The following is a 22,824-nucleotide window of genomic DNA, read 5'->3' as shown; positions in this document are numbered from 1 at the left end:
ATTAATAGACCTCTTCCATTGCCATATAACCTTGTCCTACCTTTGTATGTATATGTTTGCCTAAATCAATTTCCTCCAGTCGTTTTCTTAGCCTGTTCACATTAACGGTTAAAGTATTGTCACTAATAAATCGCTCATCATCCCATAGAGCTTTAATAAGTTCATCACGGCTTAGTGTTTTATTTTTATGTTGAAGCAATTGTTTAAGAATAAACATTTCGTTCTTCGTTAAGGTAATCTCACCGTGTTCGTTAGAAACCGTATATTTTTCATAATCGATTTTAGCTCCATACCATGTTTGTAGTGTCTGAGAATCAGCAGTATAGTTATAGGCTCTTCTTAGTAAAGCTTGGATTTTTGCCACAAGTACATCGAAATGAAAAGGCTTTTGCACAAAATCATCTGCTCCAAGTTGCATAGACATGACCATATCTGTCGGATGATCACGAGAAGATAAGAAGATAATCGGAACGGTAGAATGGTTACGAATCATACGACACCAATGGAAGCCGTCATATTTAGGCAATTGAATATCTATGATTACGAGGTCAGGCTTAACCTCTGAAAATCGTTCAATTACTTTTGAGAAATCATCAATTCCATGCACGCTAAATGACCATTGTTCTAATCTTTCTCTGATTTCTCGATATAAGCTTTCATCGTCTTCTATAAGTAAGAGAGTAAACATCTTTTCACCACACTTGTTTTTCCATATATTATATTAAAAACGAAAGGGAGGACAACCTTCTGGAAAAAAAGAAGACCGTACAGCGACGATCTTCTTATCCTTTATTTTCCGATAGCTTCAACTGTCGTTGCTACTTTTCCGATAACGAGTTCGCTACCAAGCATTGGAGATTCTTTAGGCTCTTCCCCTTGTTTTGGTTCGGGGCGTTTATGTGCTTGTTTGAATATGTCACTTTCCTTCCAAGCTTGGAAGCTATCAAGGTCTTCCCAATACATATTCACATTCAATTCATCATGTTCTTCTAAGTTTTGTGTAATAACGGTTTCCACTTTAATGAAACCTTTCATTTCTTGTAGAGGACCTGGCTTGGTGAAGTTAGGTGCTAATCTTTCAGCAAAACCTTTTTTCATTTTAATGCGATTCGTTACGATATACATCATGATTCCTCCTTTTAGTGATCATGCTTTTATTATAAACTTACTTTCATCAATTCTGAAATTAAAGCCCTTCATTTGGTAAAATAAAGGTGAGAGGTGAGAGGGATGTATAGTGAAGCATTATTAATTGATGAATTAGTGAAAAGAATCATTGCAGGTGAGTATCTATCGAATGAAAAGTTCCCATCTGAAAATCAATTAGCAGAAGAGTTTCAGTTGCCAAGAATGACTGTGAGAAAAGCATTACAACACTTAGAAGGTCGAGGCTACCTTTATTCAGTACGCGGAAAAGGGCGGTATTTAAAGCCTGAATCAGAAGCGATTCATTTACACTTATCGGGGGGCGAAAGTTTTACAGATAAAATGCTAGCCTCCGGTTATGATTTGAAAACTATAAATCTATTTTCCCCAGATAATGAGATAAATAAAGAGAACCAAACCTATATGTTGTCGAGACTTCGCTATATTAATGGGGAGCCAATTGCTATTCATCAATCGTATGTCAATACAGAGGTTTTCCCTACGATTAAAAAAGATGCGCCGACAATTACATCCATGTTCGCCTATTACCGAGCTCATGGTTTTCATCACTTCACCAATAATGGAGCAGTATTAAGCGTACAATTCCCCTCCGCCTATGAGCAAGAGTTGCTCAAGTGCAATAATATCCTCCCACTTATTTGTCTTGAAAGTCATACCGTATGCGAAGACACTGAAAAAATACTAGAACGAACGTGCATTCTTTATAGAAGTGATAAATTTAAGTATCGGCTCCGTTAAAATGGGGCCGATTGCTTGGTGTTTAGATATATATTGCTAGAGAGAACGGTGAGAGAGGGAGAAAATATGATTTGCGCGCAGGTTATAGAAAAATATACACCTTATTGCGCGATTCCATGAATTGCGCGTAATACAAAGCCAAATCTAAAAGAATGGTGCGTGTAGCTAAGATTTGCGCGCAGTACATAGTCAAATCCAAAAGAATGGTGCGCGTAATTAAGGTTTGCGCGCAGATCACAGCCAAATCCAAAAGAATGGTACGCGAAACTAAAGTTTGCGCGCAGATCACAGCCAAATCCAAAAGAATGGTACGCGAAACTAAAGTTTGCGCGCAGATCACAGCCAAATCCAAAAGAATGGTACGCGAAACTAAAGTTTGCGCGCAAGTCATAGCCAAATCCAAAAGGATGGTGCGCGAAACTAAAGTTTGCGCGCAGATCATAGCCAAATCCAAAAGAATGGTGCGCGTAATTAAGGTTTGCGCGCAGATCATAGCCAAATTCAAAAGAATGGTGCGCGTAATTAAGGTTTGCGCGCAGATCATAGCCAAATCTAAAAGAATGGTGCGCGAAACTAAGATTTGCGCGCAGATCATAGCCAAATCCAAAAGGATGGTGCGCGTAATTAAGGTTTGCGCGCAGTACATAGTCAAATCCAAAAGAATGGTGCGCGTAATTAAGGTTTGCGCGCAGATCACAGCCAAATCCAAAAGAATGGTGCGCGAAACTAAGATTTGCGCGCAGATCACAGCCAAATCCAAAAGGATGGTGCGCGAAACTAAGGTTTGCGCTCAATACATAGTCAAACCCAAAAGAATGGTGCGCGTAATTAAGGTTTGCGCGCAGATTATAGCCAAATCCAAAAGAATGGTGCACGAAACTAAGATTTGCGCGCAAGTCATAGCCAAATCCAAAAGGATGGTGCGCGAAACTAAGGTTTGCGCGCAGATCATAGCCAAATCCAAAAGAATGGTGCGCGAAACTAAGGTTTGCGCGCAAGTCATAGCCAAATCCAAAAGGATGGTGCGCGAAACTAAGGTTTGCGCGCAGATCATAGCCAAATCCAAAAGAATGGTGCGCGTAATTAAGGTTTGCGCGCAGATCATAGCCAAATTCAAAAGAATGGTGCGCGAAACTAAAGTTTGCGCGCAGATCATAGCCAAATCCAAAAGAATGGTGCGCGAAACTAAGGTTTGCGCGCAGATCATAGCTAAATCCAAAAGAATGGTGCGCGAAACTAAGGTTTGCGCGCAGTACATAGTCAAATTCAAAAGAATAATGCGCGAAACTAAGATTTGCGCGCAATACAAAGCCAAGTCCATCATGCTCTTGCGCAAAACCATGATTTACACACAGTCTCAGTCTGAAACGTTCATTTAAGAATATACATTTTGATTGGATGAGTCTGACAACAGTTTGAAGGATGCTGTCGCCACATTTATATGGAGATGCGGGCATAATCACCTTGTATCGTAGGGCGTACCAGCCTTTGATACTTCTGGCTTTTTCCGGCGAGTAATTAATTATACCCTTAGAGGCTCCATGTCAAAGGGTATCATGAAATTAAGGTCATAATTGAACATTATTTCGAAACCAAAACGGAATATGGTAGCTAATCGCTTGATAAGCGAGAGCAACCACCGACCACCGATTTACTCACCCTACTAACTGACAACCACATTAATAACCTCAAAAAAAGCAGCTCAAGCCCGAAACCAATATAGCTATATTCATTTTTAAAGACCCCTCACCACAAAACAAGGAGAGGGGTTTTTGGCAAGGGTTGATTCTATAAAGGTGTCCGCCATGTAAATCCTTATTTACACAATATTAAAAATAAATTAAAACACAACAGCTTGGCGCCAAGTTACGATGAACTTGCGAGAGGAGGTAGGGAGATGAATCGAAAAAGAAGAACAACGATTTTAGTGAAGGCGGGAGCCTCGTTGGCTAAGGAGATGGCGAGAGAGGTGACCGAACATTACGACGTAAAAGAAATAGTTGCACCGAGAAACGGTTTAACAATGCTGAAGGTAAGAGAAACAGCTAAGCAATCCCTATTTTATCTAGGGGAAGTATTAATGACGGAGACGATGGTAGAAATAGAGGGCAGCCTAGGTAAGGGAATGGTCATCGGTCTAGAAGAAGAGTGGTCTCGTGACCTTGCCATCATTGATGCCGCTTATGGCGCAAAATTGCCGATTATAGCGAGATGGAATCAATTTCTCCAAGCGAAAGAAGAAGCAATCATCAATCAGGAAAATAAAGAGCAGGCACAATTAATGGAAACAAAAGTGTCCTTTGAAACGATGTCAATTTAAGGGAGTGAAAATAATGCCACTTGATTATGTCCATGACACACAAGCTGTGTTTCGCAAGGTAATGGATTGCATGGCGCAGCCTGGTAAAACAAATAGTTTAGCTAAGCAAATGATTCAAATTGACCATCCAATCGATTGCTATCATTCTACTTTTTTAACGATGGTAACCTTACTCGATAGCGAGGCAACTTTCCATATTAAAGGGAACCATACGCCACTCGTCCAAAGAATCTCTCAACTGACATTAGCCAAGCATGTGAAGGAAAGTGAAGCCGATTTTATCATCATTACAGCTGATTTACCACAAGCTGGTCTAATAAGCGCTATCCAATCGGCGAAAAATGGTAGTTTAATCGATCCCCAACTTTCTGCCACTATCATTATTGAGACCCCGAAGTTGTCATCAGGGCAAGAATGGCTATTATCAGGGCCAGGGATCAAGAAGGCTAAGCGTATAAAGCTCGCTTATTCTCAGACAATCAACCAAGCGCGTGAAGAGAAAAATCAAGAATTTCCGTTAGGAATCGATATCGTGATAACGGACCAAGTAGGTAAGCTTGTTTGTTTACCAAGGACAACAGTAATCAGTGAGGTGAGTAAGTAATGGGATATGTTGCCGTTAAAGGAGGGACAGAGGCTATCGAAGCCTCCATTGAACGCCTTCGTTATAACCGGCTGAAAGGTGAAAGGCATATAGAGATTGAAACAATTCTTGCCACGATGAAGGGCTTAGTAGATCAGGTGATGTCTGAAGCTAGTCTATATGCGCCTATGTTAGCTGCGTTGGCTATTAAACAATCGGAAGGGAATATGGAGGAGGCCGTTTTTACCTTGCGTGCCCATCGTTCGACATTACCACGATTGTATTATAGCGAAGCAATCCAGACAGAAGATATGCGCATTTCTAGGCGGATTTCTTCTAGTTTTAAAGATATTCCTGGTGGACAAATATTAGGAGCAACAACGGATTATACACATAGGTTGTTAGATTTTGATTTATTAATAGAGGATCAACAAGAAGAGAAACAATGGTTGCAGCATTATAAAGAAAGAATCGATCAGCTGAGAGAGCAGCCATCATCACAAATCTTCCCTAAAGTTGTGGAATATTTAAGGGAAAACGGTCTTGTGCAAACTTATGTAGATGATAATCGCGAGCCTTTTGATGTCACAAAGAAGAGCCTCCAATTTCCTGCCAATCGAAGTGCAAGGTTGCAGACATTAACAAGGGGACAGACAGGTGCAGTTATTTCTCTTGGTTATGCTTCTATGCGGGGATACGGTCAAGTTCATCCCAATGTAGGGGAGTTGAGGGTGGGTATGATGCCTATTCACATCTCATCTCCACATGAATGTGAGGAAGAGCAATATTATATAGGTGCTATTGAAGTGACAGAAGTGGAATCATTTGTGCCGGTAAAGGGCGCAAGTGAGGAAAGTGAAGAAGCCCTCGACTTTGAAATCGGCTATGGGATGTGCTACGGACAAAATGAGACAAAGGCGATAGCGATGAGTATTTTAGATCAATGCTTGCAGCACCCATCATCTGATTTTCCTACACATGACGAGGAGTTTGTTTTATTGCATATTGATTCCGTTGAATCGACAGGGTTCATTTCGCATTTGAAACTTCCTCATTATGTGACTTTCCAATCTAAGCTCGATCGTGCAAGAAAAGGACAGAAAGGAGAGTAATAATTATGACAAGACTCCATCATTTTGCTTTCTTCGATGAAGGCTCAAAAAAAGAGATTAGAAGAACAATCTTAAAAGCGATTAGTATTCCAGGATATCAAGTGCCCTTTTCTTCGAGGGAAATGCCTATCGCTAGAGGTTGGGGTACAGGTGGATTACAGGTGACGCTATCCATCATTGGCAAAGACGATGTATTAAAGGTGATTGATCAAGGATCAGATGAATCAGTTAATGCAGTCAATATTAAAAAACTAGTTGAAAAAACGACAGGCATTGCCATTACGGAAGGAACAGCAGAAGCAACGATTATTCAGTCAAGACATCGCATCCCTGAGCAGCCTTTAACTGAAGGTCAAGTGCTCGTCTTGCAGGTCCCTGCTCCAGAACCATTGCGGTCAGTAGAAAAAAGTGAAAGACAAACGAAAATTCTCCATGCGGAAGAAGAATACAGCGGTGCTTGGCTACAGTTATTTGAACAAATTATGAAATATGGTCAGACCAAAACAGGAGCGGACCACCCCGTCTATGTAGCTGACCGTTATGTGATGGCACCGAGTCCTATCCCCCGATTTGATAATCATAAAATGAATCATTCGGAAGCACTTATTTTATTAGGGGCGGGACGAGAAAAGAAAATCTATGCGGTTCCACCTTATACAGATGTCCGTTCATTAGCATTTGAGGATTACCCATTTACTGTCGAATCTTTCGTAGAACAAGCTTGTCATTTATGCGGGGCAACAGATACGTTTTTGGATGAGATCATAGATGCAGATAAAGATAAAGTGTATTACCAATGTAATGATTCTCACCATTGTTTAGCACAAGTAAATGGGGCGATTCAAGGAAAAGGGGATATAAGCTATGCGTGATAAACCTATCTTACAAGTCCAGCGATTAGAAAAAGTGTTTGGAAGAAGCTGTAGTCATTGTCAGCATCAAGATACGAGACAGTTAGAAAAGAATTTTTGCCCTTATTGTGGGACAGTGTATGCCTGTCGAAATATCTCGTTTGAATTATTTCCCGGGGAAATATTAGGGATTGTTGGTGAAAGTGGGAGTGGGAAATCTACGCTTATGCAATGTTTATATTTTGATGAGACTGCGACAGGTGGGGAAATGTTTATCAACCATGAAGATTTTAAGGAGAAAAACATTTTTGCTCTTTCTAATCAGCAAAAAAGATATGTGCGCAACCATATCCTCGGAATGGTTTATCAAAATCCAGCAAAAGGGTTGAAGATGGACTTTTCCTCTATTGGTAATATCGCTGAGAAACTCATTGCAGCAGGCAATCGCCATGTCGGTGAAATGGAGCGTGTCGGAACGGAATTGCTCGACAAGGTCCATCTTCCCCTTTTTAGAATGAAAGAAGAACCCAAGCGGTTCTCAGGGGGAATGCAGCAGCGTGTGCAAATTGCAAAAGCCCTTTCTAACTATCCCCCCATTCTTTTCTTAGATGAAGTAACGACCGGGTTAGACTTATCTGTGCAAGCCAGTGTCCTTGATTTAATTAAAACGATTCAACGTGAGATGGGTATCAGCATGATTGTGGTATCACATGACTTAGCCGTTATTCGTATGCTAGCTGACCGCACAATGGTGATGTTAAATGGAGAAGTAATTGAAAAAGGGCTAACAGATCAAATCCTTGAAGATCCTCAAGACGCTTACACACAACAGCTTGTTTATTCGTTGCTATAAAAGAGGAGGGTGCATATGTATATTATTCATAACGGTGTGATTGTACTTGAAGATAGAATGCTAGAAAAACATGCAGTATTAGTAGAAGAAGAACGGATCAAGGCAATTGTAAGAGAAGATGAACTCACTTCATTTACCAATGTTGAAAGAATAGATGCAAATGGGGGTTATATTTCTCCAGGATTTATAGATATTCACTCTGATTATATTGAATCTATCATCTCGCCGCGCCCGACAAGTATGATGAATGTCCAAATGGGCCTGCGTGAAGCAGAAAGGATTCTCATTGGACACGGGATTACAACGATGTTTCATTCACTTTCTTTCTACCGGGAGGATATTTTCACCCATAAGCCGATGCGCTTACCAGAAAATGTACAGAAATTAGTTGAAGCGATTACGGAGACATCCGAGCAGCAACATCTTATTCGCCATCGCCTACATGCTCGTTTTGAAATAGATAATCTGGAAGGTGTCGACCGTTTAATAGAGAACCTCCGTTCAGGTAAAATTCACCTGCTATCTTTTATGGATCATACACCAGGTCAAGGTCAGTATCGTAATTTAGAAGTTTTTCGTGAAACGATGCGTGGTTATCGTGATTTAACTGAACAGGAGTTAAATCGTATTATCCAAGACCGCCTATCTTCAAAAGTGATGACGATTGATATGATGAAAGAGATTGCTGAAATAGCGATAAGGCAAGGGGTTAGCATTGCTTCACATGATGATGACCATAAAGGTAAGATTGACCTCGTCCAATCCATTGGGACCACAATCAGTGAATTTCCAATTACATTAGAGGTTGCTAAAAAGGCGAAGCAGAGCGGTCTATATACAATCGTGGGGGCGCCCAATATCCTTTTAGGTGGCTCGCACTCAGGCAATTTATCTGCAGCAGAAGCGATTCGAAATCAATGTGCAGATATTTTATGTAGTGATTATTATCCATCGGCCTTACTCCATTCTATCTTTACGCTCCATGAAAAGTATGATCAGAACCTCCTAGATATGTTCCAAATGGTCACTTCAAAGCCAGCGAAGGCAGTAAACCTTAATCATGAAATTGGTTCTATCAAACCGGGCTATAAAGCCGATTTACTCATCATTGAGAAATTGGATGATGGTTTTCCAACAGTAACATTAACAATGGTTAATGGTGTTGTGATAACGACAACAAATTACCGAAAAAACCTGGCGATGGAGGAGGTAATACGATGACATTCTTAAAAATTGAAGGTCTGGAGAAGAACTTTCAAATTGTGCATTTAGGTCAGACGATTCATGCTGTGCAACAGTTGAACTTCTCAATGAACCAAGGTGAATTTATTGGGATCACGGGCAAAAGTGGCAGTGGGAAATCAACGATCTTAAAAAGTATTTATCGCACATATTTACCTGAAGCGGGGCGGATTTATTTTGACTCAGAGAAATATGGATGGATTGATCTGCAAAAAGCGTCAGAAAGGGAGATTATCTATTTACGAAAATATGAAATTGGGTATGTGTCACAATTTTTAAATGTCATGCCACGAACAACCGCCCGCGAATTAGTAGAGCAATCTGTTTTGGAGACGGGGCGGTCATTATTAGAAGCACAAAAAGAAGCAGAGGAAGTGCTTTCTCATTTTGAACTTGATCGCAAACTATGGGATACGTACCCTAATACATTTTCAGGTGGGGAAAAGTTAAGGTTAAACATTGCCATTGCAGCCGTTAAAAAGCCAAGGTTACTCCTTTTAGATGAGCCAACAGCAAGTCTTGATCAACAGTCCAAGCAAAAGGTGAAAGAAGTGATTCAAAAGTTAAAGGAAAGTGGGACAACATTGCTAGGGGTTTTCCATGATATCGAATTTATGGATGAATTATGTGATCATATTTTTGAAATGAGCCAGCAATCGTTCAAAAGGGCAGGAGCGGCCTTATGATGAAGGCGGATTTACATGTTCATAGCGGTTTTTCAGATGGCGCAGATTCCATTCAAGTGGTTATGGAAAAAGCTGCAGCGACCGGTATCACACATATTAGCATCGTTGACCATGATACGGTAAAAGGGCAAGGGGAAGCCTTGACATGGGCAGAAACATATCAGATTCAGCTCATTCCTGGGATTGAAATTTCCGCATTTGATTTCAAAAGAAACCGAAAAGTACACGTACTAGGCTACCATTATGATGCTAACAAAGGGCATATTTTAGCATTATGTAATGAAGTGCTTAAGCGTAGACAAGCCCATTCCATTTGGCAAATTGGGCAAATTCAACAGCAAGGCATCCATTTGTCTATAAAAGCAATATCGCAAATCGCCTCACCAAGTGAGACGATTTATAAGCAACATATTATGGCGGCCATTACGTCAGAACCTTACGACTCAGAAGCATATAAAAAGCTGTATCGTTCACTGTTTAAAGGAGGGGGAGTAGCTGCTGGGGATATTGCTTATGTGGACGTATATGATGCCATTCGAGCGATTAAAGCAGATGGTGGATTTGCTGTAATTGCTCATCCTGGTCAACTTGATTCCTATGATCTGATTGAAGAGCTTGTAGATAGTCAGATTGGATTGGATGGTATTGAGCGTAATCATCCTGATCATAGTGAAGCGGATCACCAAAGAATTGATATCCTTATGGCAAGGTATGGTCTTCTTATGACAGGTGGTTCAGATTATCACGGTGCATTTGGTTCATCAGTCCGTATGGGGGACTATGAGTCGCCTATAAACCGATTGTTAACTGATTATTTGGTTTGTAAATGATTAGTGAAAGCCGGTATATTTCGTGTAAAAAGACAGTAAATTCAGTCTTTTGTTTAGATTATTATGCTTAAATAAAAGTGAAATAAGTTAAATCGTTTATAAAGGGAGTGAATGAAAATGGGTAAAAAATCATATGGTTGGTTGCTGCTTGTATTATTGACTTTGTTGCTTGGTGCTTGCTCAGAAGAAGGAAATAGCGAGGCTTCTTCAAGTGATGATGTTGTCGATATTGTTTGGTATCCAAGTGAATCAGGATCAGATATGAAATCATCAAGAGATGACATTGGTGAGGTAATTGCTGATGCAACAGGTCGTGAAGTGAAGCACCATTTAACAACGGATTATGCGATCTCTATTGAGACAATGGTAAATAACAATGCGGAGCTCGCTTTTATGGGTGCACAAGGTTATATAGAGGCGAAAGAGCGTAATGACGCTATTCAACCATTAGTTGTTTCAACAGGAGAATCAGGCACGTTAGACGATGCCGTTTATCATAGCTGGTTAGCTGTCACTGTTGATGATGTAAATAACTATAAAGAAAATGGGGAATTTTCTTTAGATACAATTGCCGATAAAAAAATGTCATTTGTATCAAATAGTTCCACATCAGGATTTAAAGTACCTGCCTCTGATTTGATTGCCCATTTTAGCGATAAAAGTTTAACAGAAGAAGATTTAATGGAAGGTGGCCCATTATTCTCTCAGGTATTGTTCGGCAATTCACATCAAGGGTCTGCGGTTAATTTGTTAAAGGGAAGTGCTGATGTAGCAGCTTTTTGTGATACATGTGTAGAAAATTATGTTGAGCTTGTGGAAGGCGAAGCGAATCGTCCGGGTTCGATTTATCGCGTAAAAGATAATGCAGCTGAGCCATTTAGTCTTGTTAAGGGTAAGGAATTTGTGCTCATTAGTGTCACGCCGGTTTTAAATGCACCTTTTGTTGGCAATATCGACCTTTTAGGGGAGGAAGGCTTCAAAAAGCTACAAGACTACTTATCAAGTGACGAAGTAGCAAATAATGAGAAAATCTTCGTTCCTGAGGGCTCAGATCAATCGGCTTTATTCTTTAAGTCTGGAGAAGAAAGATTGGCGCCAGTAGATGATGAATGGTTTAACCCGATAAGAGAGCTATCTAAGTAATCTATGAGGAGGCGAAATCCTTTGGCATTATTAGAAATTAGGGCACTAAATAAATCCTATCAAGGTCACCGTGTACTAACAAATATCGATTTTACTGTTGAAACAGGCGAATTTTTATCGGTTATTGGTCCATCAGGAGCTGGAAAATCAACATTACTGCGATGCATCAATCGCTTAGTGGAAGCGGATAGTGGCGAAATCCTTTTTAATGGGGAAAACATTCTTAAACTTGGCAGAAAGTCATTGAGAAAAGAAAGAGCCAATATCGGGATGATCTTTCAACATTATAATCTTGTCCCACGTTTAACAGTTATCGAAAATGTACTTCATGGGCGCTTCGGATATAAGTCGACTTTACAAGGAATGTTCGGTATTTTTAGTGAAGAAGAAAAAGAAAGAGCTTTCTATCTCCTAGAGAAGCTGGGAATCGCTGAACATGCTTATAAACGCTGTGACCAACTAAGTGGAGGACAACAGCAAAGAGTAGGAATTTGCCGCGCACTTATCCAAGATCCGAAGCTCATCTTATGTGACGAACCGATTGCGTCATTAGATCCTCATTCTTCCAAGGTCATTATGGATTATTTGAAGTCTATTACCGAAGAAATGGGTATCACTTGTATCGTTAACCTCCATCAAGTCGAAGTAGCCCAATCCTATTCGAATAGAATTATCGGTTTAAATAAAGGACATTTAGTTTTCAATGGGCCAAATAGACAATTAGACTCTCATCACATTGGAGAAGTCTATGGGATGGATACAAGAGAGCTTATAACGGTATGAGGAAGGCGAATATGTTAACAGATCAAAAACGATTAAGTAGGAAATGGCAACATCTCTTCTTACTGATTATTGTTTGTTGCTTCACATGGTTATCGATTGAAATGGTCCAATTTGACTTTTATCAAAGCTTGTTAGCTATTCCAACAGCTGGTCTATGGATGGTTGAAAATTTATGGATTACGGGGGATACTTGGCGTGAGTTTCCTGACATTATGTTGAAATTGGTTGAAACCATTCTCATGTCAGTAGCTGCGACAACGATAGCGGCATTCATTTCTTTTTTCCTCGGAATATCGGGTTCAACAACGACGAGGCGTAATGGTTTAATGGCGGGTTTATCTAGAGGAATAGCTTCTGTCGCGAGAAATATCCCTGTCGTAGCATGGGCGTTAATTCTTCTACTCTCATTTGGACAAAACTCACTAACCGGATTTCTTGCCCTATTTGTTGGTACAGTTGGCTTTTTGACGAGAGCGTTTATGGAAACGATTGATGAAGTGGGCTTAAAGTCTTTTGAAGCCTTAACGGCGACGGGGGCCACATATTTTCAAGTAATCTCCAAAGCTGTTATTCCACAGGCATTACCACAAATGTTGAGTTGGATGTTGTTTATGATCGAAACGAATATAAGAAGTGCAACTTTGGTTGGTATTTTGACAGGTACAGGCATCGGCTATACGTTTGACCTGTATTATAAGACATTAAATTATGAAGCGGTTGCGCTGGTGACATTATTAATTATCCTTACAGTCATCGCCATAGAACTCACATCGAACCGTATCAGAAAGGTGATCTTATAATGGGTATAGCCTATATAAAGCGCAGTAAAACGGGTCGAATTAATATAAAAATAGGCAATAAGGTTGACTATACATTAAAAGCCGTTCTATGGAGCCTCGGCATTGTAACTGTTGTTGCCTTCCTTTTTTTTGACTATACCGGCTTTCAGTTAACTTCCGCATTAAAGGAGACAATGACCAATTTACAGACAATGTTCCTTACGCCAGCTTTGAATCACTTTTCTTGGGGTGAAGCGTTTTATCAAGTCGGTGTTACATTAGCATTAGCCGTTCTATCGACAGTAATTGGAGCCGTAATTGCCTTTTTCCTTGCATTATTATCAGCGGAAAACTTATCAAATCAAGGTGTAGCTAAAGTTATTAAAACGTATGTCGCGTTCATACGAGCGGTTCCAACGGTTTTATGGGTTTTGATTTTTGCGATTGCAGCTGGATTAGGGAGTACGGCTGCAGTTTTAGGGATGCTGTTCCATTCCGTAGCCTATTTGGTAAAAGCTTTCTCCGAATCATTTGAGGAAGTTGATAAAGGGGTGCTCGAAGCGTTACGGTCGACAGGTGCTGGCTGGTGGCAAACTATCGTTCATGCAGTTTTACCATCTACAATGACTTATCTTTTATCATGGACATTTCTTCGTTTTGAAATCAATTTTTCGGTTGCTGTTGCAATGGGGGCGGCCGCAGGGGCAGGTGGCATTGGCTTTGAACTCTTTATGGCATCGGGATTCTACTTTGATTTAAGAGAAGTTGGTTTCATCACCTATTGTATTCTCCTTGTTGCGATACTATTAGAGCTTGCGTCGACACAGCTCAAAAAACGCTATTTTCCAAGTCAACATTAAAAGGCTGCCTTACATAGACAGCCTTTTTTAAGCTTCAAAGCTTTTTTTACCTGGTGCTTTCATACGGTAAACTTGAAATAATAATAATGCACAAACGGAAAGAATCATTCCTGAAATATAAGGAAATCCAATCGAAACAGTAAATAATAACCCGCCGAGAGGAGGACCGAGTATTCGTCCTAAGGAATCAAAAGAGGATAAAAGCCCTGTTATATTGCCATGCGCTCCTTTTGCTGATTTTGTTAATAGACTTGACACTGCAGGTCTTATCGCGCCATTGCCCATTCCGAAAATCGTAAGGAAGATTGCAGCGGTTAAGAAGTTATCTAATGTTAAAATAAGCCCCATACCAATCACACTGACGATTATGCCCCCTTGAATGACTGCTCCTTCTCCATATTTCTTAGATAGCCTACCGACTAACCCGCCTTGAACAAGAGCAGAACCGAAGCCCATTATCATAAAAATGATACCTAGTTCTGTTGGCTGTAGTCCTGCTTTTTGAAAAGCAAAATAAGCAAAGGTAGCCTCTAATCCTGCAAGAGACAGGGATACGCACAGATTCAAGATAAATAAAATGGAGGTCGTACCTTTAAACGCCTTCCAAAATGAAGGACGCTCTCTACCTTCGCCTGTACCTGTTGCAGGTAACGATTCTTTTAAAACAAAAAGGACGAAAAGACTCGTAATGAGCGAGAGAGTTCCTGCTACATAAAAGGGTGTACTTAAACTTGCTTGGGAAAATACCCCACCTATTGCTGGGCCAAATATAAAGCCTAAACCTGTTGCAGCGCCAATCATCCCCATGCCCTTTGCACGGTCTTCCTCTGTCGTGATATCAGCAACATAAGCCATCGCTGTTGGCATATTTGCTGCAGACAGCGTTCCTCCGATGATGCGTGCGACAAATAACATCCATAATTCACTAGATAAAGCCATTAGGAAGAACGAAAGTGAGAGGCCTAATATGCCGATGAGCATGACTGGTTTCCTGCCATAACGGTCAGATACACGTCCCCATAATGGTGCGAAGATAAATTGCATAAGTGAATAAACGGCCATTAATAAACCTAATTGCGAGGGGGTAGCCCCAATTTCTTCTGCATAAAATGGTATAACCGGAATAATGACACCAAATCCGGACATAACGAGAAACATAACAGCAAACAAGATAGGTAAAGCTTTTTTCTTTTCGATCACAAAAGTCACTCCAATACTGATAACAGCTCTATAACATAAATATCATAAGGGCAGAGAAAAAGAAAGTGCTGTAGGAAATCAAAGTTATATACCTCTATTATGTCCAGTAATGAAGGATTTAGTGCAGATAATAAGAAGTATCTATTAATTATTATTCTTAAAAAGTGATTTGGTGAGAAAATCTTTTACTAGCATAGCTTCTTGGGCATTCATTCTATTATGAACCAATTAAATAAGTTAAAAGAACTTTTTTTAGAAAACTATAGATTTTTTTGTATAAATATACTATTATATTGAAAATACAATATTTTGATATTTCTTATAATTATAGGGAGGTGCTAGAATGAGTAAAGCTCAGAATAGAAAAGTATTAATTGCTAGCCTTGTTGGAAGCTCGATTGAATGGTTTGATTATTTTCTCTATGGTACGGTTGCTGCTCTTGTATTTAATGAATATTTCTTCCATAGTGATGACCCAACAGTCGGCTTAATGTTGGCATATGCTTCATTTGCGTTAGCATTCTTTATTCGACCACTTGGTGGAGTAATCTTCAGTCATATTGGTGATAGGGTAGGAAGAAAGAAAACATTAGTATTAACATTAACCATTATGGGTGGATCTACTGTATTAATGGGCTTCTTACCAACGTATGAAACCATTGGTGTCATGGCACCTATTCTGCTGATTATTCTTCGTCTTATCCAAGGAATTGGACTCGGAGGAGAGTGGGGTGGAGCTGTTTTATTAGCTGTAGAATATGCCCCAAAGGAAAAACGTGGATTATTCGGTAGTGTCCCACAAATGGGGGTAACTATCGGTATGCTTCTTGGAACTATTGCGCTGTCTATTATGACATTATTACCCGAAGAGCAGTTTCTTTCATGGGGTTGGCGTGTTCCGTTTATCATGAGTGCATTACTCGTCTTCTTTGGTCTTTGGATTCGTAAAGGAATCGATGAAACACCATCGTTTAAAAAGGCACAAGAAAGTGGAGAGATTGCTAAAATACCAATTGTTGAAACATTTAAAACGTCTTGGAGAGAAGTACTCATTTCAGTAGGAGCAAAAGTAGTAGAAACCGCGCCGTTTTATATTTTCGGTACGTTTATCGTTTCATATGCAACGAGCGAATTGGGCTTTTCAAGAACAGCGACCCTAAATGCTGTGACAGTAGGAACCATTGTTACAACTATTCTTATTCCTATCATGGGGAGTCTTTCTGATAAGATCGGTAGGAAGAAACTCTATATTGGTGGTACAATAGCAATGGCTGTTTTTGCTTTCCCTTATTTTTGGATGTTACAGCAAGGAACGGTTACTTGGCTTGTCATTGCAACTGTATTAGGGTTAGGGATTGTCTGGGCACCGATTACAGCCGTCTTAGGCACAATGTTCTCAGAAATTTTTAAATCAAATGTTCGTTATACGGGTATTACATTAGGTTATCAAATTGGTGCTGCGGTAGCAGGTGGAACCGCGCCATTAATCGCTACTGCATTACTGGCCTACTTTAATGGTTCCTATGTACCGGTGGCATTATATATTATATTATGTGCTGCGATTTCTCTTATTGCCATGATTGCTGTACGTGAAAAAAGTAAACAAGAATTAGATCAAGATGTAGCCATGTAGTAGATTGTTAATTTAAAAAGCTCGGTACGTCATCGTATCGGGCTTTATGAGATGTGGTCAATAGTTGTAAGGGAGATGTTTTTATGCTTGTTTTATCAGAGAAAGAAATTAAAACATTATATGTAATGAAAGATGCGATTGAGGATATGGAAGCAGCACTTGTTGCTCATCATCAAGGTAAAATCGCGAGTCCACAAAGAACTGTTTTAGATATTCCTTCAAAAAAAGCATCGGCATTATATATGCCTAGTGCAATGGAGACAATGAAGAAAGCTGCAGTAAAAATAGTCACAATCTTTCCTGAGAACCCTAAAGAAGGGTTAAAAACAACCCAAGGTGTCATCTTGTTATCAGATACAGAAAACGGTACACACGTGGCTTGTCTGAATGCATCTTATTTAACTAGATTAAGAACGGGAGCGCTTAGTGGCGTCGCAACAAAATACTTAGCAAAAAAAGACGCAAAATCTGTTGCCGTGCTTGGTTGTGGTGCAATGGCAGAGGAGCAACTACAAGCTGTATGCGAAGTCAGAAATATTGATCATATATATTTATATAACCGTACAAGGGAAAGAGCGGAGAACTTTTATAACCGAATGAGAGAGATCCTGCCAAATTATAAAGGGAAAGTGGAAGTGGTAGCAGATCCTGATGATGCTGTGAAACGGTCTGATATTGTCAATTGTAGTACACGAGCAGTGGAACCAATATTCAAAGGAGCTAGTTTGCAGCAAGGCACACATATCAATGGCATTGGATCCTATTTACCTAATATGCAAGAAGTGGACGTTGAAACATTAAAACGAGCGAGTAAAGTGGTTGCTGATACGATAGAAGGTGTAAAAGAAGAAGCTGGTGACTTTATTATTCCTAATAATAAAGGTGATTGGCATTTTAATGAGCTACATGGAGAGCTTACAGAATTAGCAGCACATACCATTAAGGGAAGAGAATCAGACGAAGAAATTACTTTCTTCAAATCTGTTGGAGCTGCTTATTTTGACTTAGCAGCTGCAGCAGCTGTATATGATAAAGCAAAAAAACAGGGAATAGGTACAGAAGTAGAGGTTTAAGCAAAAGAAAAAAGATGAACCGTCGTATAGGTTCATCTTTTTTATGAATTTATTTAATTCCTCGCATTTTTTTCTGGATTTTTGGTGCAACCAAGAAAAGGACGATTGAAAGGACAATGGATAAACCACCAATAATACCGAAGTAAAGTACTTCTGTTTCAGCTGAATAAAATCTAACCACTTGTGCATTGATGGCTTGAGCTGCTGCACTTGCTAAGAACCAAAGGCTCATTGTTTGTGCAGAGAATGCAGTTGGAGCTAGTTTTGTCGTTGCTGATAAACCAACTGGTGATAAACAAAGTTCACCAAGTACAACAATAAAATAACTTAATACTAACCAAAGTGGACTTACTAATGCACCTTCTGAAGCGAAATATCCAGGTACAAGAATAACGATAAAAGAAAGACCTGCAAATAGTAATCCGAGAGAGAACTTTTGTGGAATCGTAGGTTGACGATCTCCAAGCTTTACCCATAACCAAGCAAACATTGGTGCCAATACAATAATGAATAAAGGATTAAGAGATTGGAACCATGCTGGGGAAATAGTAATTCCCATAAATTCTAAATCCGTACGATTGTCTGCATAGCTGGCTAAGATTGTTGAACCTTGCTCTTGAATTGCCCAAAACATAACTGCTGCAATGAACAAAGGTATATAGGCAATTAATCTTGAGCGTTCCACATCTGTCGTTTTCTTACTTCTGTACATAACAGTAAAGTATATAATTGGAATTCCTACTCCTAAAATTCCGACAATAAAGACAAGACTTTCAAATGTTAAATATCCAGTAGGAATACCTACAGCAACTAGAATAGCAACAATAAGAATACCTAATCCTATTTGTGTAAATACTCGTTTCTTTTCATTTGGTGCTAATGGGTTAGGTACCTGAGTACCTGCTAGACCTAAATATTTTTTCTTAGTTACTTGGAAAGTGACTAATCCAACAAACATACCAACCGCAGCCACACCAAATCCAAGATGGAAACTTGTATCCATTAGTGAACCAACGATTAGAGGAGAAAGGAAACCACCAAGGTTAATTCCCATATAGAAAATACTGAACCCTGCATCACGGCGACTATCATTTTCGCTATATATATCGCCTACAACACTTGATACATTAGGCTTTAATAAACCAGTTCCCAATACAATTAATACCATGGATACAAAGAACATGGCAACGCTTCCAGGAATAGCCAATGCGATATGTCCAAGCATAATAAGGATTCCGCCATAGAAAATAGCTTTAGAAGTACCAAATATTCTGTCAGCGAACCAACCGCCAATGATTCCAGACATGTAAACAAGTGAACCATATATAGACATTATAGATAAAGCCGTTGTTTGACTAAGACCTAAACCGCCTTGTGAAACTTCATAATACATGTAGAAAACAAGGATGGCTCTCATTCCATAGTAGGAAAAGCGCTCCCAAAATTCAGTGAAAAATAGTGTGAATAAACCTTTAGGATGTCCAAAAAATCCCTTCTGAGGCACACTATCGACAATACGTTGTTTGTCGTCAGACATATAACTTCCTCCTTTTTTTACTTATACTATAATAATGTTTTTCAGATTTTTGTCAAATCAAAGATAAGTATATTTTAGCCATATAAACGTATAAATATTGATTTAATGGGAATGCTCCTTTTTTAAAAAATTATATTAAGATTATTCTGATAATGAAATAATATGTTTTTAGGTACAATTATAATAGGTGAACTTTATCAAAAATTCTAATCATGTTGATTACATTTCAGGAAATTTTGATAATTATATGTGAATTCCGAAGACCCACTAGCGGGAACTATAAACCATTGATAGTATTTTCTACTTGAATGATTCTGATACTATCTTTTATTCACTTCCAATAGACCTCCCTAAGGGCATGATAGTATCGTTCCCTTTAATATTTTTTATAAACAAATTAAGAGGTAGGGAGGTTTATGTTTACATGTATTCTGTAATTGAATACATGTAAACGAAATAAGTATGCAAGTTTATGTTATTGTTTACGTATTATAGTTCTTATGTGTACAAGTATGCAAAAATGTATACATGTTGATATATCAAGAGGTGTGCGAGTTTTGTCTTCTTGTAAACATTAAAGTATACAAGTATGCGTAATTTTGCTGTTTGTTTACGTTTTTACGATTTGGTAACTTTTCTCCCTGTTTCATTGCTTAATACTTCATTCTCTATTACTCTTAAACTATTAACTCAAATTTATGAGAATGAAAGGGTTGGATAAGAGATGACGAATGCAAGAATTGCGGCTGTTGATGTTGGTAATGATTCGCTTAAAGCTATTTTTGGTAAGGTAGAGAACGAGCTTAATTTACCGAATGTCGTAGCAAGAGATATTGAGGATAGACCAGTCATTGGAATTGAAGAGCTAAATAGTAAGGATCCGCTAGATGGCATACATATTCGTGTCCACTCCCCTGCTTTGAAAGAGAATAATGCAATCTATCGTGTGGGACATTTAGCAACCAAAAGTGATAACGCGTCAGAGCTTGATCCAGGCAGTAGTAAATCTGAAGAAGATCAAACATTGGTCATGTTATTTACAGCATTGGCATTGGATGCAGTTAACGAAGAAAAAGGAGCTACATTTAAGAGATCTGGTAATGTGGTTGATGCGAATTATTTATTAGGTACAGGACTTCCATTGAGAGAAGCAAAAGAAGGTAAGGATTCGGGTTATCGTTCTAAATTAATGGGTTCTGTTCATCAAGTTGAATTTTTAATTACACCTAAATACCAAGGGATAAAGGTTAATATTAAATTTGATGATGTTAAAGTATATCCTGAAGGCTTTGCTGCATTCATTAATTTGGTGATGGACAATCAATTAAATATTATTAATAAAGACTTAATAGATAAGCGCATACTTATTCAAGATATTGGTGGTTTATCAACAGATATCGCTGTCATTAAAGATCGAAATGTGGATGATGATAAAGCTCAGGGCTTTAATTTAGGTGTGTCTGAATCTTTAGAAGCGATTAGAGAAGAAATAAGATCAAAACATGGTATAGAGCTTGATAGTCGCCGCGATGTCGTGGAGATTATTACAAGAAAAAACAATCGCAACCATATTATGGTTAAAGGTAGCCGCACAAGCGTTCATGACATTACAGATCGCATTCTTTTAGACTTAGCGAAGAAGCAATATCGTTTATTAAGAAACGTATGGCAAAAAAATTCGCAAACTGAGATATGCTATTTTGTTGGTGGTGGTTCCATCGTCCTAAAAGATTACCTCAAGACATTGAATAATAATTTAGATGGCTTTAACATCGACTTTTTTGAAGATGAAAAAGAAAGCATTTGGATGATGGCGAATGCCTATTATAAATTGGTTGCAGATTATGCAAGAAGAACAAACAAAGATAAGCAGGATAAGAAACCTGTTAAATCAAACTAGGTGAGTTTTGATGAAAAAACCAGCTTCTTCGGAATTGAAAAGGGGTCAGTCAATTTCATTCCGAATACCATCCGATACACCAGATTATTTACTAAAAGAGCTACAAAGATTAAAAACAACAGAGAGAAGAAATTTTTCTAGTAAGGTTGCAGAAATTGTCCTTGCGGGAGTCAATCAAAATAAGAGTAATGAGAGAGAAGCTATTACGATTCCACTTCCGAAACACTTAACAAAGGTTCAAAAGGATTGGCTAAAACATGAGCATTCTGAGGCACTACTCGGAAGTATTGTGTATCAGCTTATTTCCGACCCACTCAGAGCCACAGCATTATTAGCCTCTTTAAATAGTGGCTCAGCTAATATCGATGAAGCATTATATTTGCAAGAAGAATCAGGAGTTACCCCTGTTGATGAATGGCAGGAAACTGCTGCGGCGGAAGAACCTGCTGACGATGCGACGTTTGAAGATGAACTAGATAGTTTCGATTGGAATCAAGCGAAGAAAAACGAACCAGAAACACATAAGGAAGAAGCCGAAGAAGAAGATATTGATGATTTATTAGGTGGTTTTTTGTCACATATGAATAAATAGCAGAAAGGTTGCCGACGGGGGCAACCTTTTTGTTATTTTTGAACCCATGTTGGGTGGGGCTGTGAGGACAAGTCTTTTATTTGGGAACAAGAGAGAGAATCGCGACTAAAAGGAGAGCTCCTTAAGAAATGAGTAGCAAAAAAGGAAGAATCGCGACTAAAAAGAGAGTACCCCAAGAAATGAGTAGCGAAAAAGGGAGAATCGCGACTAAAAGAAGAGCCCCTCAAGAAATGAGTAGCGAAAAAGGGAGAATCGCGACTAAAAAGAGAGTTTTCCAAGAAATAAGTAGCGAAAAGGGGAAAATCGCGACTAAAAAGAGAGCTTTCCAAGAAATAAGTAGCGAAAAAGGGAGAATCGCGACTAAAAAGAGAGTTTTCCAAGAAATAAGTAGCGAAAAGGGGAAAATCGCGACTAAAAGAAGAGTTCCTCAAGAAATGAGTAGCGAAAAAGGGAAAATCGCGACTAAAAAGAGAGTTTTCCAAGAAATAAGTAGCGAAAAGGGGAGAATCGCGACTAAAAAGAGAGTTTTCCAAGAAATAAGTAGCGAAAAGGGGAGAATCGCGACTAAAAAGAGAGTACCCCAAGAAATGAGTAGCGAAAAAGGAAGAATCGCGACTAAAAGAAGAGCTCCTCAAGAAATAAACAAAGTAAAAAGGAGTGTACCGCAAGTCTGAGTAACTAAAAAGTTAAAAATCAAGTCACTTGAAAAGAATTTAAAGAATATTAGCACTTATCAACAGTTGTCCACAACAAAAAGTGGATAACTTAAAAAGGTGAAATGGATTCAAAGGAAGAAGTTATTTATATCACGGAGAAAAGCTATTAAACCAAGCGTTTGTTCGTATGTGTATAACCCTGTGAATATATATAATTTATCCACAAGCTAATTTATTTGTTGTGGATAATAAGTTTTTGTTGCCCTTTTTCATTTTTTTTCATCCG

The 22,824-nt window shown here is 39.0% G+C and carries 24 protein-coding genes; 18 read left to right on the top strand and 6 right to left on the bottom strand.

The window, feature by feature from the left end:
* Position 1: 1 nt before the first annotated feature.
* The gene (locus MKY26_RS16720; RefSeq protein WP_095371444.1) at positions 2 to 688 is read right to left on the bottom strand and encodes a response regulator transcription factor; all 687 of its coding nucleotides are present in this window, start codon (positions 686 to 688) and stop codon (positions 2 to 4) included.
* Between the two features lie 101 nt (positions 689 to 789).
* Complete coding sequence (locus MKY26_RS16715; RefSeq protein WP_095371445.1) at positions 790 to 1,125, bottom strand: heme oxygenase; 336 nt, start codon at positions 1,123 to 1,125, stop codon at positions 790 to 792.
* 105 nt (positions 1,126 to 1,230) lie between these two features.
* Between MKY26_RS16715 and MKY26_RS16710 the strand changes: the two genes are divergently transcribed.
* Positions 1,231 to 1,905, top strand: a complete 675-nt coding sequence (locus MKY26_RS16710) for a GntR family transcriptional regulator (RefSeq protein ID WP_341098196.1) — start codon at positions 1,231 to 1,233, stop codon at positions 1,903 to 1,905.
* An 82-nt stretch (positions 1,906 to 1,987) separates the two neighbouring features.
* Here the strand turns inward: MKY26_RS16710 and MKY26_RS16705 are convergent, their stop codons facing one another.
* Complete coding sequence (locus tag MKY26_RS16705; RefSeq protein ID WP_341098194.1) at positions 1,988 to 2,665, bottom strand: hypothetical protein; 678 nt, start codon at positions 2,663 to 2,665, stop codon at positions 1,988 to 1,990.
* Positions 2,666 to 2,695: 30 nt separating this feature from the next.
* Positions 2,696 to 3,247: a hypothetical protein gene (locus tag MKY26_RS16700; RefSeq protein WP_180317035.1), complete on the bottom strand. Its 552-nt coding sequence runs from the start codon at positions 3,245 to 3,247 to the stop codon at positions 2,696 to 2,698.
* A gap of 555 nt (positions 3,248 to 3,802) precedes the next feature.
* On the opposite strand from MKY26_RS16700, the gene phnG reads away from it, so the two are divergent.
* The 12 genes from phnG (at position 3,803) to MKY26_RS16640 (ending at position 13,947) form a co-directional block, all read left to right on the top strand.
* Positions 3,803 to 4,225 carry a phosphonate C-P lyase system protein PhnG gene (gene phnG / locus MKY26_RS16695; RefSeq protein ID WP_095371448.1) on the top strand — a complete coding sequence of 141 codons (423 nt, stop codon included), beginning with the start codon at positions 3,803 to 3,805 and terminating at the stop codon, positions 4,223 to 4,225.
* A gap of 13 nt (positions 4,226 to 4,238) precedes the next feature.
* Positions 4,239 to 4,829, top strand: coding sequence for a phosphonate C-P lyase system protein PhnH (gene phnH, locus MKY26_RS16690; protein WP_095371449.1), 591 nt, complete (start codon positions 4,239 to 4,241; stop codon positions 4,827 to 4,829).
* Complete coding sequence (locus tag MKY26_RS16685) at positions 4,829 to 5,920, top strand: carbon-phosphorus lyase complex subunit PhnI (RefSeq protein WP_095371450.1); 1,092 nt, start codon at positions 4,829 to 4,831, stop codon at positions 5,918 to 5,920. The genes phnH and MKY26_RS16685 overlap by 1 nt, the downstream gene beginning before the upstream one ends.
* 5 nt (positions 5,921 to 5,925) lie before the next feature.
* Positions 5,926 to 6,792 carry an alpha-D-ribose 1-methylphosphonate 5-phosphate C-P-lyase PhnJ gene (locus MKY26_RS16680; RefSeq protein ID WP_307316401.1) on the top strand — a complete coding sequence of 289 codons (867 nt, stop codon included), beginning with the start codon at positions 5,926 to 5,928 and terminating at the stop codon, positions 6,790 to 6,792.
* Positions 6,785 to 7,624, top strand: a complete 840-nt coding sequence (locus tag MKY26_RS16675; RefSeq protein WP_307316403.1) for an ATP-binding cassette domain-containing protein — start codon at positions 6,785 to 6,787, stop codon at positions 7,622 to 7,624. Before MKY26_RS16680 ends, MKY26_RS16675 begins: the two co-directional genes overlap by 8 nt.
* Before the next feature lie 15 nt (positions 7,625 to 7,639).
* Positions 7,640 to 8,845, top strand: coding sequence for a phosphonate metabolism protein PhnM (phnM, locus tag MKY26_RS16670; RefSeq protein ID WP_095371453.1), 1,206 nt, complete (start codon positions 7,640 to 7,642; stop codon positions 8,843 to 8,845).
* Positions 8,842 to 9,552, top strand: coding sequence for a phosphonate C-P lyase system protein PhnL (locus MKY26_RS16665; protein WP_095371454.1), 711 nt, complete (start codon positions 8,842 to 8,844; stop codon positions 9,550 to 9,552). Before phnM ends, MKY26_RS16665 begins: the two co-directional genes overlap by 4 nt.
* Positions 9,549 to 10,382, top strand: a complete 834-nt coding sequence (locus tag MKY26_RS16660) for a PHP domain-containing protein (RefSeq protein WP_341058256.1) — start codon at positions 9,549 to 9,551, stop codon at positions 10,380 to 10,382. The genes MKY26_RS16665 and MKY26_RS16660 overlap by 4 nt, the downstream gene beginning before the upstream one ends.
* 117 nt (positions 10,383 to 10,499) lie before the next feature.
* Positions 10,500 to 11,525 (top strand): PhnD/SsuA/transferrin family substrate-binding protein, encoded by a 1,026-nt coding sequence (locus tag MKY26_RS16655; RefSeq protein WP_341098190.1) that lies wholly within the window; start codon positions 10,500 to 10,502, stop codon positions 11,523 to 11,525.
* A 21-nt stretch (positions 11,526 to 11,546) separates the two neighbouring features.
* Positions 11,547 to 12,308 carry a phosphonate ABC transporter ATP-binding protein gene (gene phnC, locus MKY26_RS16650; RefSeq protein ID WP_095371456.1) on the top strand — a complete coding sequence of 254 codons (762 nt, stop codon included), beginning with the start codon at positions 11,547 to 11,549 and terminating at the stop codon, positions 12,306 to 12,308.
* An 11-nt stretch (positions 12,309 to 12,319) separates the two neighbouring features.
* Entirely contained in the window at positions 12,320 to 13,108 is a 789-nt protein-coding gene (gene phnE, locus MKY26_RS16645; RefSeq protein ID WP_095371457.1) for a phosphonate ABC transporter, permease protein PhnE, read from the top strand.
* Positions 13,108 to 13,947: an ABC transporter permease subunit gene (locus MKY26_RS16640; RefSeq protein WP_322909872.1), complete on the top strand. Its 840-nt coding sequence runs from the start codon at positions 13,108 to 13,110 to the stop codon at positions 13,945 to 13,947. Before phnE ends, MKY26_RS16640 begins: the two co-directional genes overlap by 1 nt.
* A gap of 27 nt (positions 13,948 to 13,974) precedes the next feature.
* Here the strand turns inward: MKY26_RS16640 and MKY26_RS16635 are convergent, their stop codons facing one another.
* Complete coding sequence (locus MKY26_RS16635) at positions 13,975 to 15,144, bottom strand: MFS transporter (protein ID WP_341098698.1); 1,170 nt, start codon at positions 15,142 to 15,144, stop codon at positions 13,975 to 13,977.
* 346 nt (positions 15,145 to 15,490) lie between these two features.
* Here MKY26_RS16635 and MKY26_RS16630 point away from each other — a divergent pair, with 346 nt between their 5' ends.
* A complete protein-coding gene (locus tag MKY26_RS16630; RefSeq protein WP_095371459.1) occupies positions 15,491 to 16,780 on the top strand; it encodes an MFS transporter in 1,290 nt (429 codons plus the stop codon).
* Positions 16,781 to 16,863: 83 nt separating this feature from the next.
* Positions 16,864 to 17,853 (top strand): ornithine cyclodeaminase family protein, encoded by a 990-nt coding sequence (locus MKY26_RS16625; RefSeq protein ID WP_095371460.1) that lies wholly within the window; start codon positions 16,864 to 16,866, stop codon positions 17,851 to 17,853.
* Positions 17,854 to 17,902: 49 nt separating this feature from the next.
* On the opposite strand, the gene MKY26_RS16620 is transcribed toward MKY26_RS16625, so the two are convergent.
* Positions 17,903 to 19,390, bottom strand: a complete 1,488-nt coding sequence (locus tag MKY26_RS16620) for a peptide MFS transporter (RefSeq protein ID WP_095371461.1) — start codon at positions 19,388 to 19,390, stop codon at positions 17,903 to 17,905.
* Positions 19,391 to 20,114: 724 nt separating this feature from the next.
* On the opposite strand from MKY26_RS16620, the gene MKY26_RS16615 reads away from it, so the two are divergent.
* The 3 genes from MKY26_RS16615 (at position 20,115) to MKY26_RS16605 (ending at position 22,556) form a co-directional block, all read left to right on the top strand.
* Positions 20,115 to 21,290: a ParM/StbA family protein gene (locus MKY26_RS16615; RefSeq protein ID WP_095371462.1), complete on the top strand. Its 1,176-nt coding sequence runs from the start codon at positions 20,115 to 20,117 to the stop codon at positions 21,288 to 21,290.
* Between the two features lie 10 nt (positions 21,291 to 21,300).
* Positions 21,301 to 21,882, top strand: coding sequence for a hypothetical protein (locus tag MKY26_RS16610; RefSeq protein ID WP_095371463.1), 582 nt, complete (start codon positions 21,301 to 21,303; stop codon positions 21,880 to 21,882).
* Positions 21,883 to 22,010: 128 nt separating this feature from the next.
* On the top strand, positions 22,011 to 22,556 hold the full coding sequence (locus MKY26_RS16605) for a hypothetical protein (protein ID WP_341098182.1): 546 nt from the start codon (positions 22,011 to 22,013) through the stop codon (positions 22,554 to 22,556).
* Positions 22,557 to 22,824: the final 268 nt, after the last annotated feature.

The organism is Cytobacillus sp. FSL R7-0680, from assembly GCF_038009245.1.
In the GTDB taxonomy this organism is placed as follows: Bacteria; Bacillota; Bacilli; order Bacillales; family Cytobacillaceae; genus Cytobacillus; species Cytobacillus kochii.
This window is presented reverse-complemented; position numbering and strand designations above follow the sequence as displayed.

Excerpts from the sequence above, each read along its gene's own strand:
- MKY26_RS16640 (WP_322909872.1), top strand. The coding sequence starts at position 13,108 with ATGGGTATAGCCTATATAAAGCGCAGTAAAACGGGTCGAATTAATATA.
- MKY26_RS16660 (WP_341058256.1), top strand. The coding sequence starts at position 9,549 with ATGATGAAGGCGGATTTACATGTTCATAGCGGTTTTTCAGATGGCGCA.
- MKY26_RS16685 (WP_095371450.1), top strand. The coding sequence starts at position 4,829 with ATGGGATATGTTGCCGTTAAAGGAGGGACAGAGGCTATCGAAGCCTCC.
- MKY26_RS16625 (WP_095371460.1), top strand. The coding sequence starts at position 16,864 with ATGCTTGTTTTATCAGAGAAAGAAATTAAAACATTATATGTAATGAAA.
- MKY26_RS16610 (WP_095371463.1), top strand. The coding sequence starts at position 21,301 with ATGAAAAAACCAGCTTCTTCGGAATTGAAAAGGGGTCAGTCAATTTCA.
- MKY26_RS16680 (WP_307316401.1), top strand. The coding sequence starts at position 5,926 with ATGACAAGACTCCATCATTTTGCTTTCTTCGATGAAGGCTCAAAAAAA.
- MKY26_RS16620 (WP_095371461.1), bottom strand. The coding sequence starts at position 19,390 with ATGTCTGACGACAAACAACGTATTGTCGATAGTGTGCCTCAGAAGGGA.
- MKY26_RS16605 (WP_341098182.1), top strand. The coding sequence starts at position 22,011 with ATGAGTAGCAAAAAAGGAAGAATCGCGACTAAAAAGAGAGTACCCCAA.
- MKY26_RS16615 (WP_095371462.1), top strand. The coding sequence starts at position 20,115 with ATGACGAATGCAAGAATTGCGGCTGTTGATGTTGGTAATGATTCGCTT.
- MKY26_RS16715 (WP_095371445.1), bottom strand. The coding sequence starts at position 1,125 with ATGTATATCGTAACGAATCGCATTAAAATGAAAAAAGGTTTTGCTGAA.
- MKY26_RS16665 (WP_095371454.1), top strand. The coding sequence starts at position 8,842 with ATGACATTCTTAAAAATTGAAGGTCTGGAGAAGAACTTTCAAATTGTG.
- MKY26_RS16700 (WP_180317035.1), bottom strand. The coding sequence starts at position 3,247 with ATGGTTTTGCGCAAGAGCATGATGGACTTGGCTTTGTATTGCGCGCAA.
- MKY26_RS16720 (WP_095371444.1), bottom strand. The coding sequence starts at position 688 with ATGTTTACTCTCTTACTTATAGAAGACGATGAAAGCTTATATCGAGAA.
- phnM (WP_095371453.1), top strand. The coding sequence starts at position 7,640 with ATGTATATTATTCATAACGGTGTGATTGTACTTGAAGATAGAATGCTA.
- phnH (WP_095371449.1), top strand. The coding sequence starts at position 4,239 with ATGCCACTTGATTATGTCCATGACACACAAGCTGTGTTTCGCAAGGTA.
- MKY26_RS16710 (WP_341098196.1), top strand. The coding sequence starts at position 1,231 with ATGTATAGTGAAGCATTATTAATTGATGAATTAGTGAAAAGAATCATT.
- MKY26_RS16630 (WP_095371459.1), top strand. The coding sequence starts at position 15,491 with ATGAGTAAAGCTCAGAATAGAAAAGTATTAATTGCTAGCCTTGTTGGA.
- phnE (WP_095371457.1), top strand. The coding sequence starts at position 12,320 with ATGTTAACAGATCAAAAACGATTAAGTAGGAAATGGCAACATCTCTTC.
- MKY26_RS16655 (WP_341098190.1), top strand. The coding sequence starts at position 10,500 with ATGGGTAAAAAATCATATGGTTGGTTGCTGCTTGTATTATTGACTTTG.
- phnG (WP_095371448.1), top strand. The coding sequence starts at position 3,803 with ATGAATCGAAAAAGAAGAACAACGATTTTAGTGAAGGCGGGAGCCTCG.
- MKY26_RS16675 (WP_307316403.1), top strand. The coding sequence starts at position 6,785 with ATGCGTGATAAACCTATCTTACAAGTCCAGCGATTAGAAAAAGTGTTT.